General features: G+C 65.5%; 23 protein-coding genes. 6 read left to right on the forward strand and 17 right to left on the reverse strand.

What is annotated here, in order from left to right; translation table 11 throughout:
* Nucleotides 1-311: 311 nt before the first annotated feature.
* From AC0L2F_RS07530 to AC0L2F_RS07585, 12 genes are all read right to left on the reverse strand, one after another.
* Nucleotides 312-2,432 carry a sodium-translocating pyrophosphatase gene (locus AC0L2F_RS07530; RefSeq protein ID WP_007611089.1) on the reverse strand — a complete coding sequence of 707 codons (2,121 nt, stop codon included), beginning with the start codon at nt 2,430-2,432 and terminating at the stop codon, nt 312-314.
* A gap of 235 nt (nt 2,433-2,667) precedes the next feature.
* The gene (thiL, locus tag AC0L2F_RS07535; RefSeq protein WP_473247993.1) at nt 2,668-3,666 is read right to left on the reverse strand and encodes a thiamine-phosphate kinase; all 999 of its coding nucleotides are present in this window, start codon (nt 3,664-3,666) and stop codon (nt 2,668-2,670) included.
* Between the two features lie 174 nt (nt 3,667-3,840).
* Nucleotides 3,841-4,338 carry a transcription antitermination factor NusB gene (nusB, locus tag AC0L2F_RS07540; protein ID WP_007611091.1) on the reverse strand — a complete coding sequence of 166 codons (498 nt, stop codon included), beginning with the start codon at nt 4,336-4,338 and terminating at the stop codon, nt 3,841-3,843.
* A 2-nt stretch (nt 4,339-4,340) separates the two neighbouring features.
* Nucleotides 4,341-4,832 (reverse strand): 6,7-dimethyl-8-ribityllumazine synthase, encoded by a 492-nt coding sequence (gene ribH / locus AC0L2F_RS07545; RefSeq protein WP_007611095.1) that lies wholly within the window; start codon nt 4,830-4,832, stop codon nt 4,341-4,343.
* A 72-nt stretch (nt 4,833-4,904) separates the two neighbouring features.
* Nucleotides 4,905-5,528, reverse strand: a complete 624-nt coding sequence (locus tag AC0L2F_RS07550) for a riboflavin synthase (RefSeq protein ID WP_007611102.1) — start codon at nt 5,526-5,528, stop codon at nt 4,905-4,907.
* Entirely contained in the window at nt 5,528-6,676 is a 1,149-nt protein-coding gene (gene ribD, locus AC0L2F_RS07555) for a bifunctional diaminohydroxyphosphoribosylaminopyrimidine deaminase/5-amino-6-(5-phosphoribosylamino)uracil reductase RibD (RefSeq protein WP_007611104.1), read from the reverse strand. The genes AC0L2F_RS07550 and ribD overlap by 1 nt, the downstream gene beginning before the upstream one ends.
* The gene (nrdR, locus tag AC0L2F_RS07560) at nt 6,673-7,155 is read right to left on the reverse strand and encodes a transcriptional regulator NrdR (protein ID WP_007603426.1); all 483 of its coding nucleotides are present in this window, start codon (nt 7,153-7,155) and stop codon (nt 6,673-6,675) included. Before nrdR ends, ribD begins: the two co-directional genes overlap by 4 nt.
* 29 nt (nt 7,156-7,184) lie before the next feature.
* Nucleotides 7,185-8,483: a serine hydroxymethyltransferase gene (glyA, locus tag AC0L2F_RS07565; RefSeq protein WP_007611109.1), complete on the reverse strand. Its 1,299-nt coding sequence runs from the start codon at nt 8,481-8,483 to the stop codon at nt 7,185-7,187.
* Between the two features lie 254 nt (nt 8,484-8,737).
* Nucleotides 8,738-8,959, reverse strand: a complete 222-nt coding sequence (locus tag AC0L2F_RS07570; protein ID WP_007603423.1) for a hypothetical protein — start codon at nt 8,957-8,959, stop codon at nt 8,738-8,740.
* Between the two features lie 37 nt (nt 8,960-8,996).
* Entirely contained in the window at nt 8,997-9,233 is a 237-nt protein-coding gene (locus AC0L2F_RS07575; protein WP_007611117.1) for a hypothetical protein, read from the reverse strand.
* A gap of 202 nt (nt 9,234-9,435) precedes the next feature.
* On the reverse strand, nt 9,436-9,954 hold the full coding sequence (gene ldtR, locus AC0L2F_RS07580) for a transcriptional regulator LdtR (RefSeq protein ID WP_007603420.1): 519 nt from the start codon (nt 9,952-9,954) through the stop codon (nt 9,436-9,438).
* A gap of 514 nt (nt 9,955-10,468) precedes the next feature.
* Entirely contained in the window at nt 10,469-10,966 is a 498-nt protein-coding gene (locus AC0L2F_RS07585) for a DUF6163 family protein (RefSeq protein ID WP_063996087.1), read from the reverse strand.
* 122 nt (nt 10,967-11,088) lie between these two features.
* On the opposite strand from AC0L2F_RS07585, the gene hemB reads away from it, so the two are divergent.
* The 3 genes from hemB (at nt 11,089) to AC0L2F_RS07600 (ending at nt 13,973) form a co-directional block, all read left to right on the forward strand.
* Complete coding sequence (gene hemB, locus AC0L2F_RS07590; protein WP_007611121.1) at nt 11,089-12,150, forward strand: porphobilinogen synthase; 1,062 nt, start codon at nt 11,089-11,091, stop codon at nt 12,148-12,150.
* A 358-nt stretch (nt 12,151-12,508) separates the two neighbouring features.
* Nucleotides 12,509-13,048, forward strand: coding sequence for an RDD family protein (locus AC0L2F_RS07595; protein ID WP_007611123.1), 540 nt, complete (start codon nt 12,509-12,511; stop codon nt 13,046-13,048).
* Nucleotides 13,049-13,196: 148 nt separating this feature from the next.
* Nucleotides 13,197-13,973 (forward strand): arginyltransferase, encoded by a 777-nt coding sequence (locus AC0L2F_RS07600; protein ID WP_007611125.1) that lies wholly within the window; start codon nt 13,197-13,199, stop codon nt 13,971-13,973.
* A 115-nt stretch (nt 13,974-14,088) separates the two neighbouring features.
* Here AC0L2F_RS07600 and AC0L2F_RS07605 read toward each other — a convergent pair whose 3' ends face one another.
* On the reverse strand, nt 14,089-15,441 hold the full coding sequence (locus tag AC0L2F_RS07605) for an Nramp family divalent metal transporter (RefSeq protein WP_473247994.1): 1,353 nt from the start codon (nt 15,439-15,441) through the stop codon (nt 14,089-14,091).
* Between the two features lie 158 nt (nt 15,442-15,599).
* Between AC0L2F_RS07605 and AC0L2F_RS07610 the strand changes: the two genes are divergently transcribed.
* On the forward strand, nt 15,600-16,844 hold the full coding sequence (locus tag AC0L2F_RS07610) for an MFS transporter (protein WP_007611135.1): 1,245 nt from the start codon (nt 15,600-15,602) through the stop codon (nt 16,842-16,844).
* A 144-nt stretch (nt 16,845-16,988) separates the two neighbouring features.
* Here AC0L2F_RS07610 and AC0L2F_RS07615 read toward each other — a convergent pair whose 3' ends face one another.
* Nucleotides 16,989-18,248: an adenylate/guanylate cyclase domain-containing protein gene (locus tag AC0L2F_RS07615; protein WP_473247995.1), complete on the reverse strand. Its 1,260-nt coding sequence runs from the start codon at nt 18,246-18,248 to the stop codon at nt 16,989-16,991.
* Nucleotides 18,249-18,431: 183 nt separating this feature from the next.
* On the opposite strand from AC0L2F_RS07615, the gene AC0L2F_RS07620 reads away from it, so the two are divergent.
* A complete protein-coding gene (locus AC0L2F_RS07620; protein ID WP_473247996.1) occupies nt 18,432-19,589 on the forward strand; it encodes an MFS transporter in 1,158 nt (385 codons plus the stop codon).
* Nucleotides 19,590-19,620: 31 nt separating this feature from the next.
* Complete coding sequence (locus AC0L2F_RS07625) at nt 19,621-19,812, forward strand: hypothetical protein (protein ID WP_007611138.1); 192 nt, start codon at nt 19,621-19,623, stop codon at nt 19,810-19,812.
* Here AC0L2F_RS07625 and AC0L2F_RS07630 read toward each other — a convergent pair.
* From AC0L2F_RS07630 to dmeF, 3 genes are all read right to left on the reverse strand, one after another.
* Nucleotides 19,809-20,687 carry a DMT family transporter gene (locus tag AC0L2F_RS07630; RefSeq protein WP_063996079.1) on the reverse strand — a complete coding sequence of 293 codons (879 nt, stop codon included), beginning with the start codon at nt 20,685-20,687 and terminating at the stop codon, nt 19,809-19,811. The two genes, AC0L2F_RS07625 and AC0L2F_RS07630, sit on opposite strands and share 4 nt — an antisense overlap.
* 83 nt (nt 20,688-20,770) lie before the next feature.
* Nucleotides 20,771-21,601, reverse strand: a complete 831-nt coding sequence (locus AC0L2F_RS07635) for an N-acyl homoserine lactonase family protein (RefSeq protein ID WP_063996935.1) — start codon at nt 21,599-21,601, stop codon at nt 20,771-20,773.
* Nucleotides 21,602-21,691: 90 nt separating this feature from the next.
* Nucleotides 21,692-22,642, reverse strand: a complete 951-nt coding sequence (dmeF, locus tag AC0L2F_RS07640) for a CDF family Co(II)/Ni(II) efflux transporter DmeF (RefSeq protein WP_473247997.1) — start codon at nt 22,640-22,642, stop codon at nt 21,692-21,694.
* Between the last annotated feature and the right edge of the window lie 120 nt (nt 22,643-22,762).

The following is a 22,762-nucleotide window of genomic DNA, read 5'->3' on the forward strand; positions in this document are numbered from 1 at the left end:
ATCGAGAGGCCGCCTCGCGCGGAGCATCCCGACGCGTGCTGCGGAACTCGCTAAAACGCCGCCGACAATCTCGCGTATTTCTAGAGCTCGGCCGGTTAAGCAACCCTAAATGCGCGCACGCCTAGGATGCACATTTCCGCGCCGCTTACGCCCTCGGCATCGATGGATCGCTCTGATGATCGGATTGTTGCAGTTTCACGTCCCGCCGGGCGGGTTTCATGTTCAGATGATGCACCGCCCCCTGGCACCACGCACGCAAAGAAAGACCCCGCAGGCCTGCGCCGCGGGGTCTTCGTTCAGCAACGTCTACCTCAGTGCGCCAGGATCGCCAGCAGCAGCAAGGCCACGATGTTGGTGATCTTGATCATCGGGTTCACCGCCGGGCCGGCCGTGTCCTTGTAAGGATCGCCGACGGTGTCACCGGTGACGGCCGCCTTGTGCGCGTCACTGCCCTTGCCGCCGAAATGACCGTCTTCGATGTACTTCTTGGCGTTGTCCCAGGCGCCGCCGCCCGAGGTCATGGAGATCGCGACGAACAGGCCCGTCACGATCACGCCGAGCAGCATCGCGCCGACGGCCGAGAACGCCGCCGACTTGCCGGCCGCCCCGCCCCCCGCGATTGCATAGATCACGAAGTAGACGAAGATCGGTGACAGCACCGGAAGCAGCGAGGGGATGATCATTTCCTTGATCGCCGCCTTCGTCAAAAGATCGACTGCCTTACCGTAATCCGGCTTGTCGGTGCCTTGCATGATGCCCGGCTTCTCGCGGAATTGTCGGCGGACCTCCTCGACGATCGCGCTCGCCGCGCGGCCCACGGCGGTCATGCCCATCGCGCCGAACAGGTAGGGCAAGAGACCGCCGAACAACAGGCCCACCACGACGTAGGGGTTGTTGAGCGAGAAGTCCGGTTTGACGCCGGCGAAGTAGGCGTGGTGCGCGGAGTCCGCAATGAAGAACTTGAGATCCTCGTTGTAGGCCGCGAACAGCACCAGGGCGCCGAGACCGGCGGAGCCGATCGCGTAGCCCTTGGTCACCGCCTTGGTGGTGTTGCCGACCGCATCGAGCGCGTCGGTCGACTTGCGAACCTCCTTCGGCAGGCCGGCCATCTCGGCAATGCCGCCGGCGTTGTCGGTCACCGGACCGAACGCGTCGAGCGCGACGACCATCCCGGCGAGCGCCAGCATCGTGGCGGTCGCGATCGCGATGCCGAACAGGCCGGCGAGGCTGTGGGTGACCAGGATGCCGGCGATGATGACGATCGCGGGCAGCGCAGTCGACTCCATCGAGATGGCGAGGCCCTGGATCACGTTGGTGCCGTGGCCGGTCACCGAGGCCTGGGCGATCGACTTGACGGGACGATAGTCGGTGCCGGTGTAGTATTCGGTGATCCAGATGATCAGCGCGGTGACGGCGAGGCCGACCACGCCGCATTCGAACAGCGCCATGCCGGTGTAATCGACGCCGGCGAGCTTGCCGAAGCCGATCAGGTAATAGATCACGCCGGCGATGCCGACCAGCGACAGGACGCCGGTTGCGATCAGACCCTTGTACAGGGCGCCCATGATCGACTGGCTCGGCCCGAGCTTCACGAAGAAGGTGCCGATGATCGAGGTGATGATGCAGATGCCGCCGATGGCGAGCGGCAACGTCATCATGTCGGCCAGGATCGGCGTCTTGGCGAAGAAGATCGCCGCCAGGACCATGGTGGCAACCGCGGTCACCGCATAGGTCTCGAACAGGTCGGCGGCCATGCCGGCGCAGTCGCCGACATTGTCGCCGACATTGTCGGCGATGGTGGCCGGGTTGCGCGGATCGTCCTCGGGAATGCCGGCCTCGACCTTGCCGACGAGGTCGCCGCCGACGTCCGCACCCTTCGTGAAGATGCCGCCGCCGAGACGGGCGAAGATCGAGATCAGCGAGGCGCCGAAGCCGAGCGCCACCATGGCGTCGATGACGACGCGGCTGTCAGGCGCAAGCTTCAGCGAATGGACCAGGAAGCCGAAATAGAGGGTCACGCCGAGCAGCGCGAGGCCCGCCACCAGCATGCCGGTGATGGCGCCCGCCTTGAAGGCAAGCTCGAGACCACCCGCGAGCGACGTCGTCGCCGCCTGCGCGGTGCGCACATTGGCGCGGACCGAGACGTTCATGCCGATGAAGCCGGCCGCCCCCGACAGGATCGCGCCGATGGCAAAACCGATCGCGACATAGAGCCCCAGGAAATAGGCGAGCAGCACGAAGATGACGATGCCGACCATGCCGATCGTGGTGTATTGACGCCGCAGGTAGGCCTGTGCGCCTTCGCGCACCGCTGCCGCGATTTCCTGCATTCGCGGAGACCCCGCATCCGCGCTCAAAACCGAAGACGTCGCCCAGATCGCGTAGACGACGGAAAGCACTCCGCAGAGCACAATCAACCATAATGCTGTCATGTGATTTTTTGCCTCAGATCCTTGATGAACGTACCCCCGGCGCCTTTTGTTTTTCCGTCGTGCGGTGCGGCGCCTTGATTTGAAAAGGGCCGCCCCTTGCCCGAAGGCGCGGCCCTAGTCGGTCACGACCTTGCCAAAATCAAATTGAGGGTGCAACGCCAGATAAGGCCGAAAAGCCGATCTCGGCAGGTATTTAGCCGGTCTTGGGAGCCCGGACGCGGGTTTGGAGCAATTCCTAGAAGTGGCTGTAGGACAGCCGCTTCAAGACCAGCTCCTGGCCCTGCCCGTCCAGGAAGCGCGGCCGCTCATGGCCCGCGACGATCGTGCCGATGGCCGTGACGGCAAGGCCTGCCGCCCGCCCCAAGGCAATCAGGGTGTCGCTTTGCGCCGGCGGAACGGTGCACAGCACCTCGTAATCGTCACCCCCGGCAAGCAGCGTCTCGACGGAAACGACGTTGCCCGCGATCAGGCCGGCCGCAGCGGCCGAGAGCGGCACGCTCGTCACGTCGATCGTGGCCGAGACGCCTGACGCCGCACAGAGCTTGGTCAGGTCTCCGGCCAGGCCGTCGGAGACATCCATCGCAGCCGTCGCATGGTCACGCACGGCCTGCGCGAGAGCGTTGCGCGGCTGCGGCACGCGATAGCGCGAGATCAGCGTCTCGCGCGCGTGCGGATCGGAGGCCAGCGCAGCCGCTACCGCGCCGCCCTTGAGCACGTCGAGGCCAAGCGCGGCGTCGCCGATCGTTCCCGTGACCAGGATACGGTCGCCCGGCTTCGCGCCGGTGCGGCCGACCATCCGCCCCTGCGGCACGCGGCCAAAGGCGGTAATCGAGATCATCTGCGGCCCCGGCGTCGACACCGTGTCGCCGCCGAGCAGCGGACAGGCGAAGGTTTTCGCATCCTCGCCGAGCGCGTCCGCGAACGGCCTGAGCCAGGCGTCTTCCTTGCTACGCAGCGCCAGTGTCAGCACGAAGCCGGCCGGCGCGGCCCCCTTGGCGGCGAGATCGGACAGGTTCACCCGCAGCGCCTTGCGCGCGATGGTATCGGGCGGATCGGCGGCAAGATAATGCACGCCCTCGACCACCGCGTCGGTGGTGACGACGATGTCGCTGCCGAGCGCCTGCAGGATGGCGGCATCGTCCACCAGCCCCAGCGCGCCGGGATCAGTCGCCAGCGGCTTGAAATAGCGCGCGATGAGGGAGTCTTCGGCGGAGGGGTTGTGCGGGCTGGTCATTAGCGTCAGCCACACACATCGCTGTCATCGCCCGGCTTGACCGGGCGATCCAGTATTCCAGAGACGATCGTGTGACATCGATAGGCCGCGGCGTACTGGATCACCCGCCTTCGCGGGTGATGACAGCAGAATATGGGGCAGCCGCATCGCATCAAATCACCGCCCTCGCGCCGTCTACCCCCGCCCGAACTCGTCACCGCGAAACTGGCGGCCAATCTGGTCGAGCACCGCGTTGACCATGCCGGTCTCCTCGCGGTCGACGAAGGCATTGGCGACGTCGACATATTCGGATACGACGACGCGGCCCGGCACGTCCTTGCGGTGTTCCAATTCGTACGCCCCTGCCCGCAGCACCGCGCGCAGGATCGCTTCGATGCGCTTCAACGGCCAGCCCTTCGACAGCGCCTCGTCGATCAGCGGATCGAGCTTCTTCTGGTCGCGCACGACGCCGGAGACGACGTCGCGGAAGAACGCCGCTTCCGCCGGGAGATATGTGTCGCCCTCGACCTCGTTGCCGAGCCAGTGGCTTTCGAACTCTGCAAAAATGTCGTTGATGCCGGCGCCGCCGATATCCATCTGATACAGCGCCTGCACGGCCGCGAGCCGCGCCGCACCGCGCCGGTTCGCTTTCTTCTCCGTGCCAGCCGGCGGCTTCTTGTTGTTATCGGCCATGATCAAGCCCGCGCCAGCCGGCGCTTTATGCGCAGCATCGCAATCGCGGCCCGCGCGGCATCGCCGCCCTTGTTCAGCTCGCTGGCGCGCGCCCGCGCCCAGGCCTGCGCCTCGGTGTTGACAGTGAGAATGCCGTTGCCGAGCGGCAGCTTGCGCGCCACCGCCAGGTCCATCAGCGCGCGCGAGGATTCCTGCGAGACGATCTCGAAATGGATGGTGTCGCCACGGATCACGCAGCCGAGCGCAATCGCGGCGTCATAGGGCTTGCCATTGGCGGCCGCGGCATCAACCGCGATGGCGATCGCCGCAGGAATCTCCAGTGCGCCGGGAACCGTGATGACATCGTGGGTCAGACCGGCCGCCTTCAGCTCTGCCACCGCGCCTTCGAGCATCGCGTCCTGGAGATCGTCATAGAACCGCGCCTCGACAATCAGCGCGCGTGCGCCGGAGATGTCGGTCTGGTCCTTCAGGGGTGCGCGCCGCGCGTCTGCCATCGTCAAATCCGTTCCACAGGGGTTGGCGCTATGTAGTCGCCACCAGCGGGTAAGCCAAGTTTAAAGACGCCGTCACTTCATTTCCGTCAGCCGCGCCGCATAGCGGGCCATCAGATCGACCTCGATATTGACGTCATCCCCCGCCTTCCAGCCGCCGATCGTCGTGACCGTGAGGGTGTGCGGGATGATCAGCACCGAAAAGGTCACGTCCTTCACCGTATTAACCGTCAGCGACACGCCATCGAGCGTGATCGAGCCCTTGGTCGCGATGAACCGCGCCAGCTCCCGCGTCGTGGAGAGCTCGAACCGCGCCATGTCGGGCAGATCCTCGCGGCTGACGAGGGTCGCGATGCCATCGGCATGGCCGGCGACGATATGCCCGCCAAGCTCGTCGCCGATCTTGAGCGCACGCTCGAGATTGAGCCTGGTGCCGACCCTCCAGTGCTTGGCCGTCGTCAGCGCCAGCGTCTCGGCCGCGGCATCGACGTCGAACCAGGTCCTTTGAGCAGAGTCCTTGCCGCCTTCGACACCGGAAGCAACCACCGTCAGGCAGACGCCATTGCAGGCGATCGAGGCGCCGTCGGCAATGCTGGTCTGGTCGTAGCGGCAGGCGATGCGCAGCCGATGCAACTGGCCCTGCGCCCTCGGTGTGAAGCCGACGATCTCGCCGATATCGGTGACAATGCCGGTGAACATTACGCGCGCTCGTAGATGGTGAGAGTATCCTGATCGAAGGTCTCGCTAGCATGAACCTTGTAGGCCTGCGACTGCGTGATTTTCGACAGCGGCAATGCAGCGAGCGCATCCACCCCGTCGGCGCCCACCGCCTCCGCGCCGCGGAACAGCCAGATCTCGTCAACGAGGTCGGCGGCGATGAAGGACGCCGCGACGCGGCTGCCGCCCTCGACCATCAGCCGCGTGATGCCCTTCCCGGCCAAGGCATGCAGCACGGCCGCAAGATCGAGACCCGAGGCGTTGCCGGGCGGCACCCGGATCACCTGCGCGCCGGCGGCACCGAGCCGCGTGGCGGCCGCGGCCTCCGCGAGTTCAGAACCCACCACCCACAGCGGAATCTCGCGCGCGGAGCCAACGAGCTTGCTCGCGCCGGGAATGCGCAGGCTCTGATCGAGCACCACGCGCACCGGTGAGCGCGCCGCCATGCCCGGCAGGCGGCAGTCGAGCTGCGGATCGTCCGCCAGCACCGTGCCGATGCCGACCAGGATGGCGTCGCTCGAGGCGCGCAGAAGATGCACCCGGTCGCGCGCCGCCTCGCCGGTGATCGCGACCGGCTTGCCGCCGGCTGCGCCGATCTTGCCGTCGGGCGAGACCGCGAGCTTCAGGATCACATGCGGGCGGTGATCCCTGATGCGACGGAAATGCCCGGCATGATCAAAGGCGGCTTCGCGCGCGCACAGACCCACATCCACCGTGATTCCGGCGGCGCGCAGGCGCGCATGGCCCTGACCCGCGACTTCCGGATTGGGATCCTCGATCGCGGCCACCACCCGCGTGATGCCGGCGGCGATCACGGCGTCGGCGCACGGCGGCGACTTGCCGACATGCGAGCACGGCTCCAGCGTGACGTAGAGCGTGGCGCCGCGCGCGGCCTCGCCCGCACGCCGTAGCGCTTCGGGCTCGCCATGCGGCCGTCCGCCTGGTTGGGTCCAGCCGCGGCCGACGATCACGCCGTCCTTGACGATGACGGCGCCGACGGCGGGATTGGGCCAGGTACGTCCCTGCCCGCGCCTGCCGAGCGCCAGCGCAAGCTCCATGAAGCGCCGGTCGGCATCCCTGGACTCGCGCGCCTTTTGCGCGAATTGATCTTCCAGGATGCGGAAGATCATTTGCGGATCGCGGCGAGCCGCGCTTCCTCCTCACCGGAGAGCTCGCCAAGCACGTCGGCGAAATCCTTGGCCTCGCGGAAATTGCGGTAGACCGAGGCGAAGCGGACATAGGCGACGTCGTCGAGCGTGCGCAGATGCTCCATCACGGTCTCGCCGATCACCTCCGAGGAGATTTCGGCCTCGCCCCCGGTCTCGAGCTCGCGCACGATGGTGGAGACCATCTTCTCCACCCTTTCAGGCTCGACCTGCCGCTTGCGCAAGCTGATCGACACCGAGCGCATCAGCTTGTCGCGGTCGAACGGCACGCGGCGGCCGTTGCGCTTGATCACGGTGAGCTCGCGCAGCTGCACCCGCTCGAAGGTGGTGAAGCGGAAATTGCAGGCGACGCACACGCGCCGCCTGCGGATCACGGAAGAGTCTTCGGTCGGACGCGAGTCCTTCACCTGCGTATCGAGACTGTTGCAGTTCGGGCAGCGCATCCGTTGACCTTGACCGGTTGTCTTGAGCCTTACTGATAGATCGGGAAACGGTCGGTGAGCGCCTTGACCCGTTCCTTGATCGCGGCTTCGACCAGCGGCGCCTTGCCGTCGGAAGATTGTGCGATCGCGTTGAGGACTTCGGCGATCATGCCGCCGACCTGCTGGAATTCGGCAACGCCGAACCCGCGGGTGGTCGCCGCCGGCGTGCCCAGACGAATACCGGAGGTGACAAACGGTGACTCGGGGTCGAACGGAATGCCGTTCTTGTTGCAGGTGATGGCGGCGCGAACCAGCGCCTTCTCCGAGGCGTTGCCCTTCAGGCCCTTCGGCCGGAGGTCAACCAGCATCAGATGATTATCGGTGCCGCCGGAGACAATGTCGAAGCCGTGGCCCTTCATCGCCTCGGCCAGCGCCTTGGCGTTCTCGACGACGTTCTTGGCATAGACCTTGAAGTCCGGCCGCAGCGCCTCGGCAAAGGCGACCGCCTTCGCCGCGATCACATGCATCAAGGGTCCGCCCTGCAATCCCGGGAAGATCGCCGAGTTGAATTTCTTGGTCAGCGCCTCGTCATTCCATAGCATCAGGCCGCCGCGGGGTCCGCGCAGCGACTTGTGCGTCGTCGTGGTGGTGATGTGCGCATACGGCACGGGCGAGGCATGCACGCCGCCGGCGACGAGACCGGCGAAGTGCGCCATGTCGACCAGCAGGTACGCGCCGACGCTGTCCGCGATCTCGCGGAAGCGCTTGAAGTCCCAGGCGCGCGAATAGGCCGAGCCGCCGGCCACGATCAGCTTCGGCTTGACCTCCGCGGCCTGCTTGGCGACGGCGTCCATGTCGATGATCTGGTCCTCGCGGCGCACGGTGTAGTGCGCGGCCTTGAACCACTTGCCGCTCATGTTGACGGGGGAGCCGTGGGTGAGATGGCCGCCGGCCGCAAGATCGAGGCCCATGAAGGTGTCGCCGGGCTGAAGCAGCGCCAGAAACACTGCCTGGTTCATCTGGCTGCCGGAGTTCGGCTGCACATTGGCGAAGTTGGCGCCGAACAGCTTCTTGGCGCGATCGATCGCGAGGTTCTCGGCGACGTCGACCCACTCACAACCGCCGTAGTAGCGCGCGCCCGGATAGCCTTCCGCATATTTGTTGGTCATCACCGAACCCTGCGCTTCCAGCACGGCACGGCTGACGATGTTCTCGGAGGCGATCAGCTCGACCTCGTGACGCTGGCGGCCGAGCTCGCCCTTGATGGCGGCTGCGATTTCCGGGTCAGCCTGCTCGAGCGAGGCGGTGAAAAACGAATCGGGCGCGGAGGCGGTTTTGGCGAAGGTCATCTTGCGAATATCTCCACCGCCGCAGCCGTTTGGTGGGCTACGGGCGGGTCTGGTGTGGCGATCGGAAGCGGCGAGCGCGATCTACCACATCGCCCGCAACAGGCCAAGGGTTTGCGGGTCGGACCTGTGATTTATGCAAGATATGGTGGGATTGGAAAATTGGACGACCGGCCGGCATCCAGTCGTCCATGCCCGGGAGGGTCCGCTTTGCGCTCGAAACGCCGCGGTGCGACCGGCTGACGTCCGGCCGGCCTCTAAAGCCCGGTATACCCCGCCTTCACGGGATCCACACTGCCGTCGAGCTGCCGCAGATAGGTGAGGCCGCAAACCGTCAACCTGTGGGTGTCCTTCTCGCCGGCTTCCATCAAGGTGTTGAGGTAGTTCGTCACCTTTTCCCGCGCCTCCGCGCTCGCCGCAGACGTGCGGTTGGCGAGCAAATCGTAGGTATGCATGATCCGGTCGATGGCAGCTTCCATGGCACCCTCTGGTTCTTGCCGCGTTTGGGAGTTGAGATCAGGCAACCGCTTTGGCCTCGGACTGCGCCTCGAACCTGACGATGGCCTTGTTGGCCAGCCTGATCTTGTTGAGTTCGCCGCGCTGGAGCAGCTTGATGACGATTTCGAGCAGGCGTTCGTCGGTGACGAGGGTGTCCCGGATCGCGCCGGAGCGGCGAAGATAGTTCGCGGCGATGGCGTAGGCCTCGCTCACGAGTTCCACGTTCATCACCCCCACGCCACGCTCGACCAGCATCGTCCGCCCTCCGATCGAAGAGGATAAGCGCCGAACCGGGAACTCGTTCCCTGCGGTTGGGGATTTTTTTCGCAACCGCGAAATGGAAAAACGCACCGGTCCGGGCAGAGCCGGGCCGGCGCGCTTGGGGAAGCTCAGGCACGTTCGGGAGGCTTGCCGGTCTTGTTGTGGGCCGGCTTGGCCTTGTCCCGTCGAAAAGAACTCAGAGACGATACAGGATCTGGTCGGTCCAGAACCGCTCGAGGCGGTGCAGCGACTTGTTCAGGGTCGAGAACTCCTCGCCCGAGATGCCACCGACCTGCTCGACCGTCTTGACGTGCTTCTGGTAGAGCGAGTCGACGATGCGGCGGACTTCCTGGCCCTGCGGCGTCAGGCGGATGCGCACCGAGCGGCGATCGACGCGCGAGCGCTGATGATCGAGGAAGCCCAGTTCGACGAGCTTCTTCAGATTGTAGGAGACGTTGGAGCCGAGGTAATAACCGCGCGTGCGCAGTTCGCCCGCGGTCAGCTCCTTGTCGCCGATGTTGTAGAGCAGCAGCGCCTGCACCGAGTTGATGTCCGCACGGCCGCGGCGATCGAACTCGTCCTTGATGACGTCGAGCAGCCGGCGATGCAGCCGCTCCACCAGAGTCAAAGCTTCCAGATAGAGCGTCTGCACCGAACCCTGCTGGCCGGAGACGCGCTCTGCGGTATCTGCCGCAGTTGCGACGGCTTTCATCATGACACTTCCCCTGTTGTCGTTTTTATCGACACTCATTCGACGAAACTTGTGTCCCGTCTGATAGGTGCAACTTAAGGGGGCTCGTTTGAAGATCGGCTTAAATAAGAGAATAAAGAGATCATGAATTTAAGACAGTGAATTGCGGATTAAGCCTGTGCCACAAGCACTTTTCGCAACTCTCTGTTGACTCTCGCAAGGTCCTGTTCACCCTCCGTCCGCCCCGATTGTCGCATTCCAGAACAGCCCCGCCCCGTTTCGAAACGGCCGCGTAAGAGCTGTGGCGGAACACGCTGGTTAGCGAAAACTTACGTCGAATTTTACGCAACCAACCGTCAACCAAGCGGGCACAACTGCGCCCTCGTGTCCCGGACGAGCGCAGCGAAGATCCGGGACACGAGGGGCCACAAACGCGCTTGTGGAGAGATGGGCCCCGGCTCAGCAGCGCATCACTGCGTGCTGCGCAGCGTCCGGGGCAAGAGAGAGAGAGAGAGAGAGAACGTTGAAATGACTTCGCCTATGGCGGCCGTTCGCGTGCGGCCATCCAGGCGAGTGCGAGATAGGCGGCCAGCATGAAGGCTTCGACCCCGACCACGACCAGGCTGCCGCCGTAGATGCCCGGGAACATCAGCTCGATCACCGCCATCGACACTACGGTCGTCAGCCACACCACGGCGCCCCAAGGCGTGGCCAGCCACAGCCCAACCGCGGCAACGAGTTCGATCACGGCGAAGTAGATGGTCGAGGCCTGCCAGGCCATCGACTGGTTCTCGAAGGCCTCGTCCTCGCCGCCGACGAAACCGGTGACCTGAGCCCAATGATAAAGGCCCTTGAAGATCGAGAGCAGCGCCATGACTCGCAGGAACAGCACGAGCCGGCGCGTCCAGACATTGTCGTCGGACTCGGCTCGCTCCGACGAGATCGCCGCCACCGACATTGCACTGTCTCGGGCATTGTCTCGGACGGCGTCCCTGGTGCTGTCGCGGGCCGCATCGCGGGTGGAAATCTCGGACATGCCCCCTTCTGGCTGCTTTGCCCCGCAAAATCAATCGGCTGCCATCTTTTGCGGCACGTCAAGCCGCGGTGACGGGAACCATGCGAGCTGGTATAAGAATAATTCCAGCCGGAGGAAGAGTGATGGCGATCAAATACGGACGTCCGATCGAATTGCGCGAGGTCTCGCGCCGGGATGGCACTGGGGCCTCCCCTGCCCTCGATCTGACCGTCCGCCCGCGCCGCAACCGCAAGGCCGAATGGGCCCGGCGCATGGTGCGCGAGAACGTGCTCACGACGGACGATCTGATCTGGCCGCTGTTCCTGATCGATGGCAACAACAAGCGCGAGCAGATCGCCTCGATGCCGGGCGTTGAGCGTCTCAGCGTCGACCAGGCCGTGCGCGACGCCGAGCGCGCGATGAAGCTCACCATCCCCTGCCTCGCGCTGTTTCCCTACACCGACCCCTCCCTGCGCGACGAGGAGGGCTCGGAAGCCACCAACCCGAACAACCTGGTCTGCCAGGCGGTGCGCGCGATCAAGAAGGAGTTTCCGGAGATCGGCATTCTCTGCGACGTCGCGCTCGATCCCTTCACCAGCCACGGCCATGACGGCCTGATCTCCGACGGCAAGATCCTGAACGACGAGACGGTCGCCGTGCTGGTGCGTCAGGCGCTGGTGCAGGCCGAAGCCGGCTGCGACATCATCGCGCCCTCCGACATGATGGACGGCCGCGTCGCCGCGATCCGCGAGGGCCTGGATCGCACCGGCCTGCTCGACGTGCAGATCATGGCCTATGCCGCAAAATACGCCTCCGCCTTCTACGGCCCGTTCCGCGACGCCATCGGCTCGGCCAAGACGCTCACCGGCGACAAGCGCACCTACCAGATGGACAGCGCCAACACCGACGAGGCGCTCCGCGAGGTCGAGCTCGACATTTCCGAGGGCGCCGACATGGTGATGGTCAAGCCCGGCATGCCCTATCTCGACGTCGTCCGTCGCGTGAAGGACACATTCGCGATGCCGACCTTCGCCTACCAGGTGTCCGGCGAATACGCGATGATCGCGGCAGCCGCCAACAACGGCTGGCTCGACGGCGACCGCGCCATGATGGAGAGCCTGCTGGCGTTCAAGCGCGCCGGCGCCGACGGTGTGCTGAGCTATTTCGCACCGAAGGCAGCGGAGAAGCTGCGCGCTCAGGGGTAAGGTACGCTACCTCCCGAATATCGTCCCGGCGAAGGTTGGCACCCTGCTTCCCCACCGTCGTCCTGGCGAAAGCCAGGACCCATACCGCGTGATCTATTGAGAGCACGCGGTATCGATACCGGCGAAGGGATCAACTCCCAGTATTCGCCAAATTTCTCCCTGGGGTGATGGGTCCTGGCTTTCGCCAGGACGACACGGAGGGTTTGGCACGCCGACACCGTTCCTCCCCACCTCCCCCGCCCCCGAATCGCCGGAATATTTCGGCTTGTTAATGTCGGCGCCCTTGGCACGCGGACGGCCTGTTCCCATGTCCTTCCACGGGAGTCCTGCCACGGGAGTTTCCCTCGGGAGAACGGTCATGTCGTATTCGGACTCGGGCAATGCCTGGCGCAATGACGGTGGGGCGCAGCCGCATGCTTACGATCCCTATCTGCACCCGGAACTGTTCCGCGGCGTTGCGACGCGGCGGGTGTTCGCCTTCCTGATCGACATGGTCGTGATCTCGGTGCCGGTGATCCTCGGCTACCTCTTCATCGCGGTGTTCGGCGTGGTCACGCTCGGCATCGGCTGGGCGCTGTTCTGGCTGGCGTGGCCGGCCTCCGTGATCTGGGCCATCGTCTATTACGGCGCCTGCATCGGCGGTCCGTCGTCCGCGACCATCGGCATGCGCGTGATGGATCTTGAGTTGCGCACTTGGTACGGCGCGCCCGGCTATTTCGTGCTCGGCGCCACCCACGCCGTGCTGTTCTGGGTGACCGTTTCGTTCCTGTCGCCCTTCGTGGTGCTGGTCGGGCTGTTCAACGGGCGCAGGCGCTTGCTGCAGGATTTCGTGCTGGGAACGGTCGTGATCAACAATTCCGTTCGTGCGCCGGTGCCGCAGGGCGCCAGGACCTATTGATCAACGACCTACTGATCAACGAACCCGGATCAAGGACCTATCAACCTGGACCCGCTATGCTGACCGATCTGACCTGCCGAGTAGACCGATTGACCGGCGGCTTTCGTAGCGCGATGCTGATGCACATTTTGGAGGCCCACGACGTCCCTTGACCCAGCACTCGCGCGACACCCCACAATTTTACCTCACGGCGCCGTCCCCCTGCCCCTATCTGCCGGGCCGGCACGAGCGCAAGGTGTTTACGCACCTCGTAGGTGAGCGCGCCGGTGATCTCAACGACCTCCTGACCCATGGCGGCTTCCGTCGCAGCCAATCGATCGCCTACCGTCCCGCCTGCGACCAGTGTCGCGCCTGCGTCTCGGTCCGGGTGATCGCCAACGAGTTCCGTCCGTCCCGCAACTTCCGCAAGGTGATTTCGCGCAACGCCGACATCATCGGCGAGCAGCGCAGCGCAGTGCCGACCTCCGAGCAATATTCGGTGTTCCGCGCCTATCTCGATTCCCGTCACCGCCATGGCGGCATGGCCGACATGACCGTGCTCGACTACGCCATGATGGTCGAGGACAGCCATGTCGAAACCCGCATCATCGAGTACCGCAAGCGTGGTCCCGACAGTGGCATCACCGGTCGTGGCGAGCAGCTGATCGCGGTCGCGCTGACCGACGTGCTCAGCGACGGCCTGTCGATGGTTTATTCGTTCTTCGAGCCCGGCGAAGTCAGCCGCTCGATGGGCACCTTCATGATTCTCGACCACATTGCCCGCGCCCGCCGGCAGGGATTGCCCTACGTCTATCTCGGCTATTGGATCGAAGGCTCGAAGAAGATGGACTACAAGGCCCGCTTCCTGCCGCAGCAGCGCCTCGCGCCCTCAGGCTGGCTGCGCATCGACGCGCAAGGCGATGCCGCGTCCGAGCCGCAGGATTAGCTCTCCGTCATGCCACGCGAAAGCGGGTATCCAGTACGCCGCGACGCCTCGGGTCATTCACAACTGTCTCTGGAATACTGGGTCGTCCGGTCGAGCCGGACGACGACAGCCGTGTTCACCCGAACAGCGTATCTGCGAGCAGCTTCAAGTTCAAAATCACAATGATGCCCGCGACGATCCACGCGATCGCCGCGACCCACACCGGTATGACGAACTTGCCCATCTTGCGGCGGTCGGAGACGAAGCGGACCAGCGGGATGACCGCGAAGGGCAGCTGCATCGACAGCACCACCTGGCTGAACACCAGCAGATCGGCCGTGCCCCGCTCGCCATAGATCGCGGTGACGACGATCACGGGAACGATCGCGATGCCGCGCGTCAGCAACCGGCGCGCCCAGCTCGGCAGGCGCAGGTCGAGAAAGCCTTCCATCACGATCTGTCCGGCGAGCGTCGCCGTCACCGTTGAATTCAGGCCCGAGGCGAGCAGCGCCACCGCGAACAGCGTCGAGGCGATGCCGAGACCGAGCAGCGGAGACAGCAGCTCGAAGGCCTGGCCGATCTCGGCGACGTCGGAATGGCCGCTCTTGTGGAAGGTTGCGGCAGCGACGACGAGGATCGCCGCGTTGATGAACAGCGCCAGCATCAGGGCGATGGTCGAGTCCGTCGTCGCCCATTTGATCGCCTCGCGCCGGCCGGTGTCGTTGCGCTCATAGGCGCGCGTCTGCACGATCGAGGAATGCAGATAGAGATTATGCGGCATCACGGTTGCGCCGATGATGCCGATCGCGATGTAGAGCATCTCGGGGTTGGTGAAGATCTCGGTCTTCGGCACAAATCCCTTCAGCATCTCGGCCACCGGCGGTGCTGCCGCGGCAAGCTGGACCGTGAAGCAGACTGCGATCACGACGAGCAATGCGATGACGAAGGCTTCGAGGAAGCGGAAGCCACGGTTCATCAGGATGAGCAGCAAAAAGGCATCCAGCGCAGCGATCAGCGCGCCGCCGATCAGGGGAATGCCGAAGAGGAGCTTGAGCGCAATCGCCGTGCCGATGACCTCGGCGAGATCGCAGGCGATGATCGCCGCCTCGCAGGCGAGCCACAGCGTGAAGTTCACCGCCGGCGAATAGGTCGCGCGGCAGGCCTGCGCGAGATCGCGGTCGGTGACGATGCCGAGCCGTGCCGCCAGCGATTGCAGCAGGATTGCCATCAAATTCGAGAGCAGGATGACGGAGAGCAGCGTGTAGCCGAACTTGGACCCTCCGGCGAGATCGGTCGCCCAATTGCCGGGGTCCATGTACCCCACCGAGACCAGATAGCCCGGGCCGACGAAGGCGAGCAGGCGCCGCCACCACACCCCCGCGATGGGGAGGGCGACCGAGGCATTCACCTCGGCAAGGCTCTTGGTCGCAGGCGCATTATTGCGCCAACCGGCGGCGTCTCGGGTCAGATCGGGAGAGCGAGCATCCATGCGGCGAGAATACCGAAGTCGAGCCTTATTGCAACTCATTTGCAACTGCATCTAGCCGCATCGGTCCCTCGGCGGTCGGCCCCTGTCGGGAAGCGGGTGGGTTTGGCGGTCATCGGAGGCGGATAGTGGCGCCAAACCGACTTTGCAGGAAATGAGCCATGTCAATTCCCCCGCACCTCCCCGAGACATTCAACCGCCTCGCCTGGTCCAACCTGGCGGCACAGTCGGCCGAACAGATCGCGCTGGCCGCGGCCCCCATCGTCGCGGTGCTGACGCTCGGCGTTGCCGAGGGCCAGACCGGCCTGCTCCAGACCGCGCTGACCCTGCCCTTCGTCCTCTTCGCCATCCCGGCCGGTTTGCTGGCCGACCGCATCTCCCGCCGTTCGCTGATGGCGGGCGCCGAGGCGCTGCGGGCCGCGGCCCTTGCGGCGATCGTGCTGCTGCTCGCGCTCGGCGCGCTCAATCTGCCGCTGCTGGCGCTGCTCGGCTTTGCCGCCGTGTGCGGCACCGTCGTCTACAGCGTGGCCGCGCCGGCGCTGGTGCCCTCGCTGGTGAGTTCGGACCTGTTGCCGGCGGCCAATGCGCGGATCGAGCTCGCACGCACCATCGCCTTCGCCAGCGGCCCTGCGCTCGGCGGCGCGCTGGTCGGGTGGTGGGGCGCGAGCCCGGCCTTCGGCTTTGCGGCTGCGCTCTCCGCCATCGCCGTCGTGCTGCTCTCCGGTATCTACGAGCCCGCCCGCACGTCGGCACCACGGCGGCATCCGCTTCAGGACATCCGCGAGGGCGCGGCCTTCGTGTTTCATCATCCGCTGCTGCGGCCGGTCTTCATCACCCAGTTCATCTTCAACACCGGATGGTTCCTGCAGATCGCCGTGTTCGTGCCCTACGCCGTACGTCACCTCGGCCTGAACGCGGTCGGCGTCGGCACCGTGCTGACGATGTACGGCGTCGGCATGGTGATCGGCGCGCTGTTCGCCACGCGGGTGATGAAGCGCATCGCGTTCGGCACGGTCGTGGGCCTCGGCCCCGTCACCGGCTTCGTCGCCGCAATGGTGATGGCGCTGACGGTGCTGGTCCCCTCGCCCTTGCTTGCGGCCTTGAGCTTCTTCCTGCTCGGCGTCGGGCCGATCCTGTGGGTGATCTCGACCACGACGCTGCGCCAGTCAGTGACGCCGCCTCGCCTCTTGGGCCGCGTCTCCGCCATCAACATCATGAGCTACGGCGCTCGCCCGGTCGGCTCGGCACTGGGTGCGATCGTCGGCGGCCTCTGGAGCGCGGAAGCGTGCCTCTATCTCGCCGCCGCCGTGTTCGGCGTGCAGGCGCTGGTCATTTGGCTCTCGCCCGCGGTGGCGCTGGACCGGCAGCCCGACATGGTGGGCGATGAGGCGGCGGCGCGGTGTTAGGTGGCGTCGTCCTGGCGAAAGCCAGGACCCATCACCCCAGGGAGCAGTTTGGCAAAAATCGCCAACTACGAGTCTTCGCAAAACTACAGTCGGTGGTTATGGGTCCTGGCTTTCGCCAGGACGACATTGAGGGAGCAGCGGCACCTAACTCGCCAGATACCGCTCGTAGCTCCCCGTCACCGGCTCGCTCGCGTCCACCTCCGGATCGAGCGTGTAGAGATCCTGTGCGCGGCCGATGCCGCGCAGCGCGTAGCGGCCGGTGGAGACGAGGTAGCGGCGGCCGGCGGCATCGAGGCCCTTGTAGAATTCCGCCGAGGCCAGCAGCTCGCGATCGACCGAACGGCTCATTGAGGCAATGCGACTGACCTCGTTCACGGTCGGACCGACCACAGTGAAATCAAGCCGGTCCTCGCTGCCGATATTGCCGTAGAAGACTTCGCCGACATGCAGGCCGATATAGGCGGACGTGGTGGGACGGCCCTCGGCGCCCCGCCGCAGATTGAGCGCTGCAACGTTCTTGCGGAATAGATGCTCGGCGCGCAGCGCCGCGCGCCGGGCATGCGCCATGTCTTCACCGGTGAACATCGCGAGCACGCCGTCGCCGATCAGCTTCAGCACGTCGCCGCCGGCGTCGTGGATCGCATCGATCACGGCCTGCGCATAGTCGTTGAGGAACGGGATGATCTCGTCCGGGCCGATGCTCTCGCTGATTCCGGTCGAGCCGCGCAGATCCGAATACCAGAGCACGGCGTTGATGCGCTCGGTGACGCCGCGCGAGATACGTCCGCTCAAGACCTGCTCTGACGCGTCGCGTCCGAGATAGACGCGGCCGAGCGTGCGCGCGATGTCGACCTGCTGCGCCGACTTGATCGCGAGCCCCAGCACCGGCACGAGGTCGCGCAGCGCTGCGAGCTCGGCGTCGGCGAAGCCGCAGTCGCGTCGCGTTGTCCAGGAGGAGTAGAGGCAGTCCATCTGCCCGAGCGCTCCGGTCTCCCCGAAGCGGTGCACAAAGGCCAGGAAATGGCGGTGCCCCGTTTCGGCGAGTTCGCCGATCTGCGAGAAATCGAGCGAAGGCGCGTCGGCGAGGTCGATCACCATCTCGTCGTGACCATGCTCGAGCAAATGATAGAACACCGACCGGCGCCAATTGTTGGCCGCGTCGCCCTCGGCCGTCGAGCCGTATTCGACCACGTCGCTCTCGTTGGTCGGCGTATCGCTCCAGCGGAAGGCGCGTCCCTCGTAGATCGGGTGCAGCGTATCGATCACGACAAGCCCACGCGAGAGTTCCAGCCCCTCGGCGCGGCAGCGCTCGCAGAAGCCGCGCAGCAGTTCGGGTTCGGACAGGCCGGTGAGCCCCTGGCCGGCCAACCAGTTCATCAGCGCAAGTCGCGAGGTCAATTGCATGCGCCATTATGCCGTGCATTCGTGACGAGCGAAAGGCGTGGCGCGGAGCTCGCGGCCAAGGCTCCCGCCAGCGGCCAAGGCTCCCACCCGCGGCAGGTCGCATATGTCCCGGACGCTGTTGACGCGCTCCTGCCTCGGGCCGCAAATGCGAATGATGACACCGCCGATCAGAAATACGGGGATATGAGCCAGCGCCAGCTTCCGATCATTCTGGCGCTCGGTACCACGCAGACCCTGGCCTGGGCCTCGAGCTACTATCTGCCGGCCCTGCTCGCCGATCCCATGGCGCGCGATCTCGGCATTTCCTCCAACTGGGTGTTTGGCGCGTTCTCGGCTTCGCTGGTGATCTCGGCGCTGCTCGGCCCGCGCATCGGGCGACAGATCGATCTGGTCGGCGGCCGGCAGGTCCTCTCGGTGTCGAACCTGACGATCGCCGCCGGCCTCGTTCTGCTCGGCCTCTCGCAATCGGTGGCGGTGATGGCGATGGCCTGGCTCGTGCTCGGCATCGGCATGGCGATGGGGCTTTACGACGCTGCCTTCGCCGCGCTCGGCCGCATCTACGGCACCGAAGCGCGCAGGCCGATCACCGGCATCACGCTGATGGCGGGCTTTGCATCGACCGTCGGCTGGCCGCTCACCGCCTGGGGCCTTGCCCATATCGGCTGGCGCGAGACCTGCTTCGCCTGGGCCGCCGCCAATATCCTGATCGGCCTGCCGCTCAACTTCTTCTTGCTGCCGACCATCAAGGGCGCCAGGCAGGCCGCGGCGACAGCAGAGAAGCCGCATCTGCCGCTCGACCGCACCATGATCCTGCTCGCGTTCGTCTTCGCAGCGGTCTGGACTGTCACTGGCGCGATGGCCGCGCATTTTCCGCGCATCCTGGAGACCACAGGCGCGACGCCGGTCGAGGCGATCGCGGCCGGAGCGCTGATCGGCCCCGCGCAAGTCGCCGCGCGGGTTCTGGAAGCAGGCTTCCTCAGTCGCTTTCATCCGCTATGGTCGACGCGGCTCGCCTGCCTCACCCACCCCATCGGCGCGGTGGTCGTGGCCATCTTCGGCGGCGCCGCGGCCAGTGCGTTTGCGCTGTTCCACGGCTCCGGCAACGGCATCCTGACCATCGCGCGCGGCACGCTGCCGCTGTCGATCTTCGGCCCCAAGGATTTCGGCTATCGCCTCGGCATCATCGGCGCGCCGGCACGGATGGCGCAGGCGGTGGCGCCGCTGGCCTTCGGCCTGCTCATCGACGTCATGGGGGCCAAGGTGCTGATCGTCTCCTCGGCGCTCAGCCTCTCGGCGCTGGCCGCGCTGTTCATGATCCGCGCGCAACCGCGGCCGGATTGACCGGGCGGGAGCTTTCGCGCACAAGCGGAGCATGACCGAAGACACGCGCCCACCCCGCACATTCAAAGGCCTCCTGCGCTGGGCGACCACGCCGCCTCAGGCCTGGGGTGTCTATCTCCTCGCCATCATCCTGGTCTGGCTGATCTCCTTCTACGCCGGCTCGCTGAAGCCGAAGAAGATGCCGGACGCGAGCCCGCCGCCGGTCACGGCGCCGCGCAGCTAAGCCGGCTTCGTCTCGCTGGTAGCGATCCAGATGCCGGCGAACACGGCGACCAGCCCGATCAGGAGATTTGGCGTGATCGGCTCGCCGATCAGCAGCGCGGCGAGCAAGGTCGCGGCGATCGGGTTGACCGTCATCGTATTGGCGACCCGGGTCGGCGTCGCGCGCGCCAGCGCCATGACCCAGAGGATGAAGGCGAGCGCACCGCCGCCGATGCCCAGATAAATCCCGGCAATCCAATGCGCCGTCGTGAACTGCCCGAGCGCTGCGAAACTGCCTTTCACCAGACCCGCGAGCACCAGCACGGCGGCGCCCGCACCCATGCCGACCGTGAGAAAGCCGAGCGGGCTGGAGCGCTGCATCAGCGGCCGCGACAGCACGTTGTAGAACGCCATGCAGAACACGGCACCGGTCATGATCAGCTCGCCGCGCCAGGCGCCGGGCGGGCTTTGCGCCAGGCCCGCGGCCAGCGCCGCCGCCACGCCGAGCACCGCGATGCCGACGCCAATGACCTTGCGCGACGTCAGCCGCTCGACGCCGAGGATGGCGCCGACCACCATGGTGTGGAGCGGCAGCGTCGCAAGCGCGAGACTGGCGCGCGCGGCGGTCGTGTAGGACACCGCGATGTTGTAGAGGATGAAGAATAGGCCGAAAAAGCAGATGCCGAGCAGCGCCACGGCCGGCCAGTCGGACCGCTGCGGCCAGCGCACGCCGAGCATCAGGGCACACGGCAGGAGGCAGAGAGAGCCGATCCCCCAGCGCAGGATCGCGAGCAGGATCGGATCGGCGCCGCCGACCAGATAGCGGGTGATCGCCGCGGCAGTGCCGCCAAGGCTGCTCGATGCCAGTGCGATCGCAACCCCGGCCCACTCACCCACAATCGTCTCCCGTTGCGGAGCTTGTCGAGGGCGCTAGCACGTCCCTGTTGCCACCATAGTGGCAACAGGGGTGTTGCGGGAAGCTAGTCGTAAAACTCCGGCGACATCTTCTGGCTGTCGCGCTGGGACTTGTCGTGGTTGATCCAGAGCTGCGCCTTCTCCTTGCCGAGCGTGTCGGCGATCTTCTGCATCGAGGCCGTGCTCTGGTCCTTGTTGGCGTTCATGCTGGGCACGCGGCGGTTGTCCCAATTATCCTTGAAGTGCACTGCATCGCCCGACAGCACGACCGCGCCGGTCTTCGGCAGCTTCACCAGCAGCGATTGGTGTCCCGGCGTATGGCCGGGCGTCGACAGGATGGTCACGCTGCCGTCGCCGAACACGTCCTTGTCGCCCGCAAGCAGCTCGACCGGATGTGACGGCTTGAATCGCGGCTCGTTGTTGGCGCCGGGCCAGTCATACTCGGCCTTCTGCACGTAGAGCATGGCCTGCGGGAACAGCTCGACATTGCCGGTGTGGTCGGGATGGGTGTGCGAGACGGCCATCATCTTGACGTCACCGGGCTTGAGGCCGAGCTGTTCGAGCTGGGCGGCAAGCGTCTTCGGCCGGCGCCAGCTCACCGCCTTGGGATCGGCGGGCGCGAGGCCGTTCGGCATCGCGGCGACTGCGTCGGCGATGCCGGTGTCCCACAGGAACCAGCCCTTGGCGTGCTTGATGAGATAGCAGCTGTCGACGAAGTCCATCGTCTTGCCCTCGTTGAGGCCGGGCGTCCAGCGCGAGATGTCGCCGGCGGTGCCCTCGCCGCAATTGAGGACGTAGAGCCTTTCGACACCGGTCTTTTTGGACTGTGCCAGCGCCGCATGACAGGACAGAACGAGGGCAGCGACGGCGAGAGCGAGCGTGATCCTTGGCGTGATCCTTGGCGTCATTCGTTCCTCCCTTGCAGCCATTGTCGGCTGTGACCGAGGATCAACCCCGGTCCGTTCGCAGAATTCCCGCAACCCGCTTCAATGCGGGCAGGTCTCGACCTCGACGGTGACGTGGCTCAGCCCCTTCAACCCGGCGAGCCGCCTCTTGTAGACGGCCGGCTGCTTCGGCTTGTCCGACACCACCGACACCAACACGGCGCAATGGCCGGGGCCGACCTGCCACAGATGCAGATCGGTGACGCGGTCATCACCGGTCTCCATACGCGCCCGGATCACACGCTCGAGCTTCTCGTCGGCGCGCACGTCGAGCAACACCGCGCCCGATGTCTTGATCAGGCCGAACGCCCAGCTCGCGATCACGGCACTGCCGATCAGGCCGACCGCCGGATCGGCCCAGGCCCATCCCGAATACATGGCGACCACCAGCGCGGCGATCGCCAGAACCGAGGTCGCCGCGTCCGCCATGACGTGGACATAGGCGGCGCGGAGATTGTTGTCGTGATGATGGTGATGATGATCATGCTCATGATCATCGTGATCATCATGCGCATGACCGTGGTGGTGGTGATCGTGGCTGCCGCGGAGCAGCCAGGCGCTGGCGAGATTGACGCACAGACCGAGGGCGGCCACCACGATGGCCTCGCCATAGACGATCGGCACCGGATTGATCAGCCGCAGCACGCTCTCATAGGCGATCTCGACCGCGATCAGGCCGAGGATGATCGCGCTGGCGAAGGCGGCGAGATCGCCGAATTTGCCGGTGCCGAAGCTGAAATGCGAGCTCCCCAGGTGCCGCCGCGCAAAGCGATACGCGAACGCCGCAATCCCCAGCGCCGCCGCATGCGTGCCCATGTGCCAGCCGTCGGCGAGCAGTGCCATCGACCCGAACAGCGAGCCGGCGACGATCTCGCCGACCATCATGACCAGCGTCAGGATGACGACGAGCCAGGTGCGCCGCTCGTTCTCGTCGTGCTTGTCGCCCAGAAAGGCGTGGTCATGGGTCCATTGTTCGATGGAATGGGAATGCATCGAAAATTCTCCGGAAGGTCTGGTCCGTTGACCCGCAATATAGACCTGCGGGGTCCTCGGACAAAATCGGCGAAACGAGCCGATTGACAGGCGGGTGCCGTTTCGATGTAATAAAGGTCA

The organism is Bradyrhizobium sp. Ken64, assembly GCF_055807555.1.